Genomic DNA, 11,716 nt, shown 5'->3' on the forward strand with positions numbered 1-11,716 from the left:
GGTGGCGTCCGGCCCCCGGGCGCCGTCGGGCCCGCACACCACCCGTCAGTGCGACCGGGGGCGTCGCCGGGCCGGCATCGGGACCACTCCACCGAGTGAAGGAACCTCGGCGGGCCCCTGCGGGGCCGGGGCGGTCGGCGGCAGGCCGGCGCTGACGCACAGCAGGTCCGCCCAGGCCGCCAGGTGCCGCTCGAAGCGGCCGTCGGCAGGGGTCCAGGAGGCCCGGATCTCGATCTCGGTCGAGGACGGGCGGTCCGCCAGGCCGCCGAAGTACTGGGAGGAGGCCAGGCTCACCGTGCCGGACGGCTCCGCGTACCCGGCGCCGTTCGCCTGCAGGGTGTCCAGCAGCCAGGACCAGCCGACCTCGGAGACCATCGGGTCGCCCGCCATCTCCGGCTCCAGCTCGGCCCGGGTCATCGTGACCACCCGGAACTCGCCGTTCCAGGCCTCCTGCCCGGCCGGGTCGTACAGCAGCACCAGCCGGCCGTCCGCCAGCTCCTCGCCGTCGATCTCGACCGAGGCGGTCACCGCGAACGAGTACGGGGCGAGCCGGCGCGGCGCCGGCGCGGGGGAGAGCTGCACCTCGGGCCGCAGCCGGGCCCCGTCCAGGGCCGCCACGGCCGCCCGGAACTCGCTCGGCACCCCCTCGTGCCCCGCTCCGCCACCTGCTCCGCCACCCTGTGCGGGGTGCCCTCCGACCGCTGCCATGCCCCGAAGACTAGGTCGAAGAACGGGGTTATCGCCGCAACTTCTCTCCCAGCGGCGTGCCGGAACGGCAAACCCGGACAGATCTTGGAGGAACCGACGAGACCGGCCGGGAAACCGGGCCCGGCACGCGTGCGAAGATTTGACGCGTGAGCGAGACAACGGCAGACACCACGGCGCCCACCCACGGCGGCCAGACCACCCCCCGGCGTCGCGGCGCCGCGCACGACTCCGCGTTCCTGCGCGCCTGCCGGCACGAGCCCGTGCCGCACACGCCGGTGTGGTTCATGCGCCAGGCCGGCCGCTCGCTGCCCGAGTACCTGAAGGTCCGCGAGGGCATCCCCATGCTGGAGTCCTGCATGCGGCCCGAGCTGGTCAAGGAGATCACCCTCCAGCCGGTGCGCCGGCACAAGGTGGACGCGGCGATCTTCTTCAGCGACATCGTGGTGCCGCTCAAGGCCGTCGGCATCGACGTCGACATCAAGCCCGGCATCGGCCCCGTCATCGCCGACCCGATCCGCACCGTCGAGGACCTGAAGCGGCTGCGCCCGCTGGAGCCGGACGACGTCCCCTACATCACCGAGGCCGTCGGCCTGCTGGTGGACGAGCTCGGCGAGACCCCGCTGATCGGCTTCGCCGGGGCGCCGTACACGCTGGCCAGCTACCTGATCGAGGGCGGGCCGTCCAAGAACCACGAGAACACCAAGGCCATGATGTACGGGCAGCCCGAGCTGTGGGCCGCCCTGGTGGACCGGCTCGCGGACATCACCTCGGCCTTCCTCAAGGTCCAGATCGAGGCCGGCGCCTCGGCCGTCCAGCTGTTCGACTCCTGGGTCGGCGCGCTCGCGCCGGACGACTACCGCCGCTCGGTGATGCCGTCCAGCACCAAGGTCTTCGACGCCGTCGCCGAGTACGGCGTGCCGCGGATCCACTTCGGTGTCGGCACCGGCGAACTGCTCGGCCTGATGGGCCAGGCCGGCGCGGACATCGTCGGCGTCGACTGGCGGGTGCCGCTGAACGTCGCCGCCGAGCGGGTCGGCCCGGGCAAGGGCCTGCAGGGCAACCTCGACCCGGCGGTGCTGTACGCGCCCACCGCGGTGGTGGAGACCAAGGCCGCCGAGGTGCTGCGGGCCGCCGAGGCGCTCGGCACCAGCGGCCACATCTTCAACCTCGGCCACGGCGTGCTGCCGTCCATGGACCCGGACGCGCTCAGCCGCCTCGTCGCCTTCGTCCACGAGGCCAGCGCGCGCTGACCTCCCGGTGGCGGGCCCCTGCCGCTCCGGGGCCCGCTACCCGGCCGTGACCTCGATCCCGGCCCGGCGCAGCAGCGCCGCCGTCACCCCGTCGCCGGGGCGCAGCTCCCCGGTGAACGACCCGTCGTACACCTGCCCGCAGCCGCAGGACGGGCTGCGCGCCATCAGCACCGCCCGCCGGGCCCCCGCCTCCTCGGCGGCGGCGAGCGCCGCCCGGGCGCCGGCCAGGAACTCCGCGGTGCAGTCCGCCCCGGTCGCGTCCACCACCCGGGCCCGCCCGTCCAGCACGTCCGCGCCGTCCCCGCCCACGATCTCCGCCGGCGGCCGCGGCGTCGGCAACCCGCCCGCCCCCTCCGGGCACACCACCACGGCCCGCCCCCGCTCGACCAGCCGCACGGCGTCGTCGGAGGTCTTCGCCCGCCCGTCGTACCGACAGGGGATCCCGGCCAGACACGCACTCACCATGATCGGTTCCATGCGAAGCAGCCTACGGGACATGGCATTTCCGATGATGTGACACCCATGGACGAGCTGCCGGAATGGATGAGTCCGCCGCGGGCCGAGGGCTGGTACGCCGAGGACCTCGACCACCTGCCCGACGCGCCCAAGCACATCGAGCTGATCGACGGCGCACTGGTCTTCCGGGGCCGGAGCACCGCGATCGCGGCGTCAAGTTCCGCAAGTACGCCGAGGCCGGAATCCCGCACTACTGGATCGTCGAGGAGGAGGACGACGGCCTGCCGGTCGTGCACGTCTACGAGCTGGACCAGGTGACCGCTTCGTACGCACCCGCCGGAATCCTCCGCGGCAGACTGGAACGCCCGGTGCCGTTCCCGATCGCGATCGACCTCCGGCGTGCAGGGGATTGAGGGTCCGGCGTAAAGACCTGCGAGACTGCGGGGCATGTCGGATGCACAGGTCGTCGTCGTCGGTGGTGGGATCGCGGGGCTGGCCGCGGCCGCTTTCCTGAGCGGTGCCGCCGGGGGGGCCGCGCGGGCGCGGGTCACGCTGCTGGAGGCGTCCGGGCGGATCGGCGGGAAGCTGTGGGGCGGAGAGGTCGGTGGGGTCCGGGTGGACCTCGGGGCCGAGTCGGTGCTGGCCCGGCGGCCGGAGGCGGTGGACCTGGCACGGGCGGTCGGGCTCGGCGAGGAGCTGGAGCCGCCGACCACCGCGAAGGCCGCGATCTGGACCCGCGGCGCGCTGCGGCCGCTGCCCGGCGGGCAGGTGATGGGCGTCCCCGGTGACCTGGAGGCGCTGGCCGCCTCCGGCGTGCTGACCGACGAGGGGCTGGAGCGGGCCCGGAACGAGCGGCCCGGCGAGATCGGCGAGGACGTCGCGATCGGCCGCTACGTCGCCGACCGGCTGGGCCAGGAGGTCGTGGACCGGCTGGTCGAGCCGCTGCTCGGCGGCGTCTACGCCGGCCGCGCCGAGGAGATCTCGCTGCGCGCCGCCGTCCCGCAGCTGCTGTCGATCGCGCGCGGCGGCGGCTCGCTGGTCGAGGGGGTGCACGAGCTGGCCTCCCGGCCGAAGGTGGCCGGCACCCCGGTGTTCCAGGGCCTGCGCGGCGGCCTCGGCACCCTGCCCGGCGCGGTCGCCGCGGCCTGCGTCAAGGCGGGGGTGGACCTGCGCACCGACGCCCCGGTGGACGAGCTGCGCCGCACCCCCGACGGCTGGCGGGTGGTGGCCGGCGGCGAGGTGCTGCACGCGGACGCCGTGGTGCTGGCCGTCCCGGCCCCCGTCGCGGCCCGACTGCTGCGCGAGGACGTCCCGGCGGCCGCCACCGACCTGGACGCCGTCGAGTACGCGGGCATGGCCCTGGTGACCCTGGCCTTCCGCCGCGCCGACCTGGCCGAGCCGCCCGGCGGCAGCGGCTTCCTGGTGCCGCCGGTGGACGGGCGGCGGATCAAGGCCTCGACCTTCTCCTCCAACAAGTGGGGCTGGCTGGAGCGTTCCGCGCCGGACGCGTTCCTGCTGCGCACCTCGCTGGGCCGGTACCGCGAGGAGGAGGCGCTGGGGCTGCCGGACGAGGAGCTGGTGGCGCGCTCGCTGGCGGACCTGGAGGAGGCGATCGGGCTGACCGCCCGGCCGTACGACACCTTCGTCTCCCGCTTCACGGCCGGTCTGCCGCAGTACCCGGTGGGGCACCTGGACCGGGTGGCCCGGGTGCGGGCCCAGGTGGCGCGGGTGGGCGCGCTGGCGCTGTGCGGCGCCGCGTACGACGGGGTGGGCATTCCGGCGTGCATCGGTTCGGCGGCCGCCGCGGCGGCCGCCGTCGACAGACTGTTGACCCCGGCGACCGGGGAAGGCTCCACGGAGAGGACAATGGGCGCATGACTGAGAGCGTTGAGCGGGAGCAGCAGCCCGAGAAGAAGAAGGCGCGCGACCTGAACCAGGTCATCCGCTACACGATGTGGTCGGTGTTCAAGCTCAAGGGCGCCCTGCCCGAGGACCGCACCGCGCTGGCCGCCGAGGTGGACGAGCTGTTCGCCCAGCTGGCCGCCAAGGACGTGACCGTGCGCGGCACGTACGACGTCTCCGGTCTGCGCGCGGACGCCGACATCCTGGTCTGGTGGCACGCCGCCGACTCGGACGACCTCCAGGAGGCGTACAACCGCTTCCGCCGCACCGGCCTCGGCCGGCTGCTGGAGCCGGTCTGGTCGAACATGGCGCTGCACCGCCCGGCCGAGTTCAACAAGTCGCACATCCCGGCCTTCCTGGCCGACGAGCGCCCGCGCGACTACGTCTGCGTGTACCCGTTCGTCCGCTCCTACGAGTGGTACCTGCTGCCGGACGCCGAGCGGCGCGCGATGCTCGCCGAGCACGGCCAGATGGCGCGCGGCTACCCGGACGTGCGGGCCAACACGGTGGCCTCGTTCGCGCTCGGCGACTACGAGTGGCTGCTCGCCTTCGAAGCGGACGAGCTGCACCGGATCGTCGACCTGATGCGCGATCTGCGCCCCTCCCGGGCCCGGCTGCACGTCCGCGAGGAGGTGCCGTTCTTCACCGGTCGGCGCAAGCCGGTCAGCGAGCTGCTGAACGGCCTGGTCTGACGGTTCCCGCGGTTCCTCCCGGAGGCCGGTTCCCCGACGGGGAGCCGGCCTCCGGCGTCGCTACGGGCGCGGCCCGGCGAACTCGCGCAGCACGGAGGTGTAGTGGTCGCCGAGGTCGACCCGGGTGACGTCCTCGAAACGGAACTTCGTCGGCTCCGGGTACCAGCGCGCCTCGGGGTCGACCTCGTGCAGCCGCAGCGAGGCGGGCCGCAGCGCGGTGACCGTACCGACCCAGCAGGCGCCGGGGTCGCGGCGCTCGGTGTGCAGGGCGATCAGACCGTACTCGGCGCAGGCGGCGGTGAGCAGGCCGGGCAGGTCGTCCAGCGGCAGGTCGGTGCCGGGCGGGCGGACCGGCCACAGACCGCGGCGGCGCAGCACCCGTACGGTCAGGCTCTCGGGGCCGCCCCGGTCGCGGACCTTGTGCAGGTCGGCGGTGCGGACGGCGCTCCAGCCGTCGAGGCGGTGGTCGGTGCAGGTGGCGAGCAGGGTCCAGACCGGGCCGGTGCCGAGGACGAAGCCCTCCAGCCGGTCCGCGCCCGGGATGGAGCGGCGCAGCCGGACCGGGCGGCCCTCGAAGCGGGCGCGCTCCAGCGTCGCGAGGCCCTTCCGGCCGAGGGCCGGCGAGTCCGGGGCGCGGTCGGCGGGGCCCCGCTCGGCGGGGTCGGGTGTGTCCATGGGTGGGAGTCTGCCCTGGTCGCAGCGGTCGGTGCAGCCGGTTTTCAGGTCCGGTGCGGGCGCAGGGCGGCGCGGAGCCGGGCGTCGGGCAGGACGGCCGGGCCGTTCATGGCGACGGCGGTGAGCAGTTCGCGCTCCTCGTCGTCGGCCAGGCCGCGCTGGCGGGTCGGACGGACCTCGCGCAGGACCTCCTGGCCGATCGGGGAGGCCCAGCGGGTGTACGGGTAGACGTCCACCCGGGCCATCAGCAGGGTGCCCGAGGTGAGCGCCACCGGCAGGGAGAACCAGGCGAGCGGGGCGAGGGTGTCACCCCCGGTGAAGCCGCCGAGGGCCAGCGAGGCGGCCAGCAGGACCAGCGTCAGCAGCAGCGCGTGCCGGACCTGCCGGACCACCACCACGGTGTTGCGCTGCACCAGGGCCGGGGTGGCCAGGCCCGCCAGGGTGAGCCGGGCGCCGATCTCCAGCACGGTGGGGTGCTCGGCCATCGCCCGGCGCAGCTCGTCGGTCCGGCACTGGACCTCGGGGCCGACGGTGGCGATGACCGCCCGCTCCAGGCGGCTGCGGCCCCTGGGGTCGACCACGGTGGTCCAGCCGGTGTGCGCCAGGTGCAGCCGCCCGCGGCCGGTCATCAGGACGAGGGCGAGTTCGACCACCCGGTCCGGGCCGCCGGCCAGGTAGGCGGTCTCGTACAGGCCGATGCCGACGGCTTCGGGGGGCCGCAGGCCGGCCTGGTCGGCCAGGGCGTCGGCGGTGGCGGTCATCCGGACCAGTCGGAGGCAGGACAGGACCGCCGCGACACAGGCCGGTATGAGGAACAGCAACCACATGGGCTTGTTGTATGCCTGCGTCGACGGCGGGCGGAACGTCTTCCCGGTCCGCGATACCGAACTGTGACGTCCGGCGGCGCGCCCGGAGGGTCTCAGGAGCCGCAGCCGCCGCCACAGCTCGACCCGCAGCTGGAGGAGGACGAGGATCCGCAGCTGGAGGAGGACCCGCAGCTCGACGAGGAGGAGCCGCAGCTCGACGAGGAGGAGCCGCAGCTGGACGAGCCGCAGCCGGAGCCGGAGGAACCGGAGTCGGAGGACCCGCACCAGGCCGCGGAGCCGCCGTCGGTGCCGGAGGAACCGGAGGAGCACGAGGAGGCCGACGACGAGGACGAGGACGACGAGGACGACGAGGAGGCGTTCGCGGCGACCGCCTGCCGTACGGCCTCCTCCTCGGCCGACGCGGTCAGCATCGCGGCCTCCAGCTCCGGGTTGTCCAGCCCGGCGGCGGCCAGGCCGCCGAGCGCGAGCGCGCCCAGCAGCGCGCCGCCGGCCAGCCGGGGCGGCATCCCGGCGTTGGGCTTCCACGGGGTGCCCTGCATCAGGGAGAGCTGGCGCTGCCCGGCCGGGGTGATCCGGCCCTTGACCGGCGCGGTGGCGAGCAGCGCGGTGAGGCCCCCGAACAGCAGGAGGCCCGGGACCCAGAGGTTCGGGCGGTCGTGGCCGGCGGCGCCGTCGTCGAGCAGCAGGGAGGCCACCGCGGAGGCCACCACGAGCAGCAGCGCGAGCCAGAGCAGCCGACGGGCGGTGCGGGCCCGCCGCAGCCGCTCGGGGCGGCGCAGCAGGCCGCGGTCGGCGAGCCGGTCACCGATCTCCTGGACGGCGGCGGAGCGCATCACGGTGTGGCGCAGCGAGCCGAGTTGACGGCTGCCGGTCGGACCGACCGCGTCCTGGACCGCCTGGTCGACGGCGTCGTACGGCTTGGAGCCGGTGAGCGTGACCAGACCGGAGCGGCTGATCACGACCTGCTCGCTCATGTGCATCCGGACCACGGCGGTGTCGAACACCCGCCCCGGCCCGCCGGACAGGAACGCGGTGTCGAGCAGCGGCAGACCGCGGCCGGGCAGGCCCTTGGCGTAGCGGACCCGGCCGATGTGCTGCCGGGTCCGGGCGGCGTACAGGGCGGCGGCCGCCAGCAGGACGGCCGGGACGATGAAGTAGCTGTTGTGCCACATGGGCTGTTCCCCCGAGGTGGTGACAGTGCGTCAGGATCAGGTGTCGCCGGGTTCGCCGGCGGCCCGGCCGCCGGCTAGCGGCGCGGGGCCGGGCGCAGGGCCCGGCGCAGGCGCGCGAGCGGGCCCGGTGGCCGTACGGGTGCCGGGTGGAGCCACTGCTCCAGGGCCCGGCGGTGGTCGTCGGCGAGCGGGCCGCCGTCGGTGAGCACCCACTGCGCGAAGGCCCGGGCGTCGGCCCGGTAGCCGCCGGTCTGCGGGTGGGAGCGGGCGTAGCCGAGGAAGAGCGGCCCGTACTGCGCCCCGAGCGCCCGGGGCAGGTCCGGGGCGACCTTGGCGGTGGTGTCCCGCCGCTTGGCGGCCAGGCCGGTGGACTGGGCGCGGACCTGCCGCTCGTCGAAGCCGGGCGGGACGGGCCCGCCGGCCACCAGGGCGGCCAGCAGCTCCTCCTGGCGCCGGGCCAGGCGCCGCCGGGCGGCGGCGAGGTCCTGCTCGGCGGGGCCCTGCTCGGCGAGGTCCTGCTCGGCGGGGCCCGGGCCGGCGGGGTCGTGGTCGGTGGTGAGACGCGGGTCGGTGTTCTCCCGCGCCGTTCTGGTCAGGTCGCTCATCGCCGGGTGCTCCCCTCCAGCACCCGGCGGATGGCGTCCAGTTCACCGGCCAGTTCGCTGGGCGGCGGGAAGTTGGCGTCCCGCTCCAGCAGCACCCCGGGCGGGGCGACCCGCGCGCAGAGTTCGGCCAGCACCTCCAGCACCGGTTCGGTGACGGGGTGGGCGTGGGTGTCGTGCCAGACGCCGTCGACCAGGGTGCCGCCCGCGACGTGGACGTAGGCGAGCGCCTCCAGCGGCAGGCGGTCGAGCTCGGCGGCCGGGTCGATGCCGAGGTTGACCCGGTTGGTGTGCAGGTTGGCGACGTCGATCAGGAGCCGGACGCCGGTGCGCTCGACGAGCTCGGCGAGGAACTGGCCCTCGGTGAACTCGTCGTCCGGCCAGGCGAGCTGGGCGGCGATGTTCTCCAGGGCGAGCGGCACCGGCAGGTGGTCCTGGGCGATCCGGACGTTCTCGGCGATCACCCGCAGCGAGTCCCGGGTCCGGGGGACGGGCAGCAGGTGTCCGGCCTCCAGACCACCGGCCCGGACGAACGCCAGGTGCTCGCTGACCAGCGGGGAGTCGAGTGCCAGCGCGGCCTCGGCGAGCCGGTCGAGGCGGCCGGGGTCGGGCAGGTCGGCGCCGCCGAGGCCGAGGCCGACGCCGTGCGGGACGACGGTGACGCCGCGTCCGCGCAGCACGGTCAGGGACTCGGGCAGGTGGTCGGCGCAGATGTTCTCGGCGACCACCTCGACCCAGTCCAGGCCGGTCCGGCTCTCGACCACGGTGTCGATCTCGCTGCGCCAGCCGAGGCCGACGCCCAGACGGGGCGCGGCCTCCCGGCGCGCGGTTCCCAGGGGTGCGGCTCCTCGGCTCGCGGTGGCGGAGGCAGGCAGTTCCAGGGCAGGGGAAATCATCGGTTCGCCCCCTTCGGAGGGCCGGGTGGGAGGGCCGTCGAGCGGTGCGGGCGTCGTCGCCGGAACCGCGCGGCCGTGCTGCTGAGAATGTCCCCGGGCGGGGTGGCTGCCAAGCCTCGCCCGGTCTTCTCAGAGCATTATTTGAGCATGTCGTGCCGGCCGTGAGGGACTTTGGTCCCGAGCCCGGGCCGTCCGCGCAGGTGGGGCGCCCTTCCGGCGGGAAAACCGGAGGCGCCGGACGGGCCTGCGGGCTAGCGTGGGAATCCATGACTTCCTCGAATTCCTCCTCCGTGACGATCCGTGACTTCCACCCCGAGGACGCCGTGGCCGTGGCCGCGGCCCACCGGGCCGGGCGCGAACACCTGGTGCTCTCCGCCGAGACGCTGGTCTGGTTGAACGCCCAGCCCAGCCCCGAGGAGCACTTCCGCACCTTCGTCGCCGAACTGGACGGCCGGGTGGTCGGCGCGGTGCGCTGCGGGGTGGTGCTCGGGACGACGACCACGGGTGTCGGCTACGCCAACGGCAGCGTGCTGCCGGAGTACCGGCGGCGCGGCGCGGCCACCGCCCTGCTGGCCGCGGCCGAGCGGCACCTGACCGGGCACGGCGTGACGGAGCTGCACACCTGGCTGGACGACGAGCCCGCCTCGCAGGTCTTCGCCACCGCCCGGGGCTACCGGATCGGGCGCACCATGCAGTTCGCCGGACGGGACCTCGCGCTGCCGCTGCCGCCCGCTCCCGTACGGCCGGCCGGTGTCGAGGTGCGCCCGGCCGCCGACTGGGCGGACGACCCGTACCCGGTGTTCCTGGTCGAGGCGGACGCGATCCCGGACGAGCCCGGCAGCGAGGTGCCGATGGACGCCCTCACGTACGAGGACTGGCTGCGCAACGACTGGGCCAGGCCGGACCGGGACGCGGCGCTGAGCGTCGTCGCCGTGGTGGACGGCCGGCCGGCCGCCTTCAGCATGGCGCAGACCGACGGCGTGGACCGCTACTGGTCCGCGTTCACCGCCTGCCGCCGGGAGTTCCGCGGCCGGGGGCTGAGCAAGCTGGCCAAGCTGGAGTCGCTGCGGCTCGCCGCGGCGGCCGGCTACCGGCACGCGTACACCAGCAACGACACGACCAACGGGCCGATGCTGGCGATCAACGCCTGGCTCGGCTACGAACGCTGTGCGGGGGAGCGCAAGGGGATCAAGCAGCTGGAGCGGTCGGCGGAGCAGGAGATCTGACGCTCCCCCGGACCGATCCCCGGCCCGGCCCGGACCGATCCCCGGCCCGGCCCGGACCGATCCCCGGCCCGGCCCGGACCGATCCCCGGCCCGGTACGGACCCAACCGGGGCCCGGTACGGGCCACTTCGGCCAGATGTGGTCCAGACCACGTGGGACGAATCGGGACAGCTCGGGTTTCTTCGGGCGCGAAGTGGCTTGAACTGTAATGGTTTTGCTCCACTCCTGTCACGACATGGGCATAATCGCGCACATGACGATCAGCCGTGCGAACGTGAGCGCGATTGCCGAGGACCTGTACGTGTGGCTCCCGCCGAAGCGGGGCTGGGGCCTGGCCAACTGCGGGCTGCTGGCCTCGGAGGCCACCGCGCTCTGGATCGACACGCCGTACGACCCCTCGATGGCCGGGGAGTTCCTCGCCGCGAGCCGGCGGCTGCTGCCGGACGGGGTCGGGATCGACCGAGTGGTCGTCACCCACGCCAACGGGGACCACCTGTGGGGCGCCGGGGTGCTGCCGGACGCCGAGGTGATCGCCACCCGCGAGGCGCTGGAACACATCCACTGGGAGCCCACCCCGCAGCAGCAGCACGCGCTGGTCGTCAACAGCGACCCGCAGTCGCCGCTCGGCGGCTACCTGAGGGAGCACTTCGGGCAGTTCGACTGGTCCGGCACCGCGCCGGTGCGCCCCGACACCGTCTTCACCGGCGAGCTGGAGCTGACCGTCGGCCGCTACCCGGTGCGGATCACCAGCCTGCCCGCCGCCCACACGGGTGGGGACCTCATGGTCCACCTCCCGCACCAGCGCGCGGTCTTCACCGGCGACGTGATCTTCTCCTCGACGCCCGAGCAGCCCGGCGACCACCCCTCGCACTGGGCCGGACCGCTGGAGAACGTCATCGGCGCCTGCGAGCAGGCACTCGCCACCGGCGCGGAGATCTTCGTGCCCGGCCACGGCCCGGTGCTCGACCGCGACGGCGTCCGGGAGCACATCGGCTACCTCTCCTACGTCCGCGAGCGCGCCCACGCCCTGCACGCCGCCGGCATACCCGCGCTGGACGCCGCCCGGCGGGTGATCGCCGAACAGCGCCACCCCGAACTCGGCCTGCCCGAGCGCCTGGTGCTCACCCTCGCGGCCGAGTACCGGCACCTGGACGGCTCCGCGGCCCCCGGCGCCCTGGAGGCCATGGGCCAGGTCGCCCTGGTGGCCCGGGAACTGGCCGAGGACGCCGCCCGCTCCCCGCGCCCGCACGCCGTCGGGAACTGACCCCACCCGCGCTCCCAGAACGCGCCCCTCCCGGCAGGCCCGGCCGC

The 11,716-nt window shown here is 74.8% G+C and carries 10 protein-coding genes and 2 pseudogenes; 6 read left to right on the plus strand and 6 right to left on the minus strand.

What is annotated here, in order from left to right:
- Positions 1-45: 45 nt before the first annotated feature.
- Positions 46-708 carry a DUF3000 domain-containing protein gene (locus ACZ6EM_RS15705; RefSeq protein WP_452178291.1) on the minus strand — a complete coding sequence of 221 codons (663 nt, stop codon included), beginning with the start codon at positions 706-708 and terminating at the stop codon, positions 46-48.
- Positions 709-944: 236 nt separating this feature from the next.
- On the opposite strand from ACZ6EM_RS15705, the gene hemE reads away from it, so the two are divergent.
- On the plus strand, positions 945-1,958 hold the full coding sequence (hemE, locus tag ACZ6EM_RS15710; protein WP_359914397.1) for a uroporphyrinogen decarboxylase: 1,014 nt from the start codon (positions 945-947) through the stop codon (positions 1,956-1,958).
- A 36-nt stretch (positions 1,959-1,994) separates the two neighbouring features.
- Here hemE and ACZ6EM_RS15715 read toward each other — a convergent pair whose 3' ends face one another.
- Positions 1,995-2,435 carry a 2-thiouracil desulfurase family protein gene (locus tag ACZ6EM_RS15715; RefSeq protein WP_359914356.1) on the minus strand — a complete coding sequence of 147 codons (441 nt, stop codon included), beginning with the start codon at positions 2,433-2,435 and terminating at the stop codon, positions 1,995-1,997.
- Between the two features lie 45 nt (positions 2,436-2,480).
- Here ACZ6EM_RS15715 and ACZ6EM_RS15720 point away from each other — a divergent pair.
- From ACZ6EM_RS15720 to hemQ, 3 genes and pseudogenes are all read left to right on the plus strand, one after another.
- Positions 2,481-2,827, plus strand: a pseudogene (locus tag ACZ6EM_RS15720) (hypothetical protein).
- A 34-nt stretch (positions 2,828-2,861) separates the two neighbouring features.
- Positions 2,862-4,292, plus strand: coding sequence for a protoporphyrinogen oxidase (hemG, locus tag ACZ6EM_RS15725; protein ID WP_465772554.1), 1,431 nt, complete (start codon positions 2,862-2,864; stop codon positions 4,290-4,292).
- Positions 4,289-5,008: a hydrogen peroxide-dependent heme synthase gene (gene hemQ, locus ACZ6EM_RS15730; RefSeq protein WP_359914362.1), complete on the plus strand. Its 720-nt coding sequence runs from the start codon at positions 4,289-4,291 to the stop codon at positions 5,006-5,008. Before hemG ends, hemQ begins: the two co-directional genes overlap by 4 nt.
- 60 nt (positions 5,009-5,068) lie before the next feature.
- On the opposite strand, the gene ACZ6EM_RS15735 is transcribed toward hemQ, so the two are convergent.
- The 4 genes and pseudogenes from ACZ6EM_RS15735 to ACZ6EM_RS15750 form a co-directional block, all read right to left on the minus strand.
- Positions 5,069-5,683 (minus strand): hypothetical protein, encoded by a 615-nt coding sequence (locus ACZ6EM_RS15735; protein ID WP_465772555.1) that lies wholly within the window; start codon positions 5,681-5,683, stop codon positions 5,069-5,071.
- Positions 5,684-5,727: 44 nt separating this feature from the next.
- Complete coding sequence (locus tag ACZ6EM_RS15740; protein ID WP_401043444.1) at positions 5,728-6,510, minus strand: TIGR04222 domain-containing membrane protein; 783 nt, start codon at positions 6,508-6,510, stop codon at positions 5,728-5,730.
- Positions 6,511-6,602: 92 nt separating this feature from the next.
- Positions 6,603-7,682: a TIGR04222 domain-containing membrane protein gene (locus ACZ6EM_RS15745; protein ID WP_465772556.1), complete on the minus strand. Its 1,080-nt coding sequence runs from the start codon at positions 7,680-7,682 to the stop codon at positions 6,603-6,605.
- Positions 7,683-7,756: 74 nt separating this feature from the next.
- Positions 7,757-9,120, minus strand: a pseudogene (locus ACZ6EM_RS15750) (MbnB/TglH/ChrH family RiPP precursor modification enzyme).
- Between the two features lie 326 nt (positions 9,121-9,446).
- Between ACZ6EM_RS15750 and ACZ6EM_RS15755 the strand changes: the two are divergent.
- Together ACZ6EM_RS15755 and ACZ6EM_RS15760 are read left to right on the plus strand one after the other, a co-directional pair.
- On the plus strand, positions 9,447-10,406 hold the full coding sequence (locus tag ACZ6EM_RS15755; protein ID WP_452178285.1) for a GNAT family N-acetyltransferase: 960 nt from the start codon (positions 9,447-9,449) through the stop codon (positions 10,404-10,406).
- A gap of 252 nt (positions 10,407-10,658) precedes the next feature.
- Positions 10,659-11,669 (plus strand): MBL fold metallo-hydrolase, encoded by a 1,011-nt coding sequence (locus tag ACZ6EM_RS15760; protein ID WP_401043437.1) that lies wholly within the window; start codon positions 10,659-10,661, stop codon positions 11,667-11,669.
- Positions 11,670-11,716 lie beyond the last annotated feature (47 nt).

The sequence above is a fragment of the Kitasatospora sp. NPDC041917 genome, from assembly GCF_055589745.1.

Coding starts and splice junctions, on each gene's coding strand:
- ACZ6EM_RS15755 (WP_452178285.1), top strand. CDS start 9,447: ATGACTTCCTCGAATTCCTCCTCCGTGACGATCCGTGACTTCCACCCC.
- ACZ6EM_RS15705 (WP_452178291.1), bottom strand. CDS start 708: ATGGCAGCGGTCGGAGGGCACCCCGCACAGGGTGGCGGAGCAGGTGGC.
- hemQ (WP_359914362.1), top strand. CDS start 4,289: ATGACTGAGAGCGTTGAGCGGGAGCAGCAGCCCGAGAAGAAGAAGGCG.
- ACZ6EM_RS15735 (WP_465772555.1), bottom strand. CDS start 5,683: ATGGACACACCCGACCCCGCCGAGCGGGGCCCCGCCGACCGCGCCCCG.
- ACZ6EM_RS15760 (WP_401043437.1), top strand. CDS start 10,659: ATGACGATCAGCCGTGCGAACGTGAGCGCGATTGCCGAGGACCTGTAC.
- ACZ6EM_RS15715 (WP_359914356.1), bottom strand. CDS start 2,435: ATGGAACCGATCATGGTGAGTGCGTGTCTGGCCGGGATCCCCTGTCGG.
- ACZ6EM_RS15745 (WP_465772556.1), bottom strand. CDS start 7,682: ATGTGGCACAACAGCTACTTCATCGTCCCGGCCGTCCTGCTGGCGGCC.
- hemG (WP_465772554.1), top strand. CDS start 2,862: ATGTCGGATGCACAGGTCGTCGTCGTCGGTGGTGGGATCGCGGGGCTG.
- ACZ6EM_RS15740 (WP_401043444.1), bottom strand. CDS start 6,510: ATGTGGTTGCTGTTCCTCATACCGGCCTGTGTCGCGGCGGTCCTGTCC.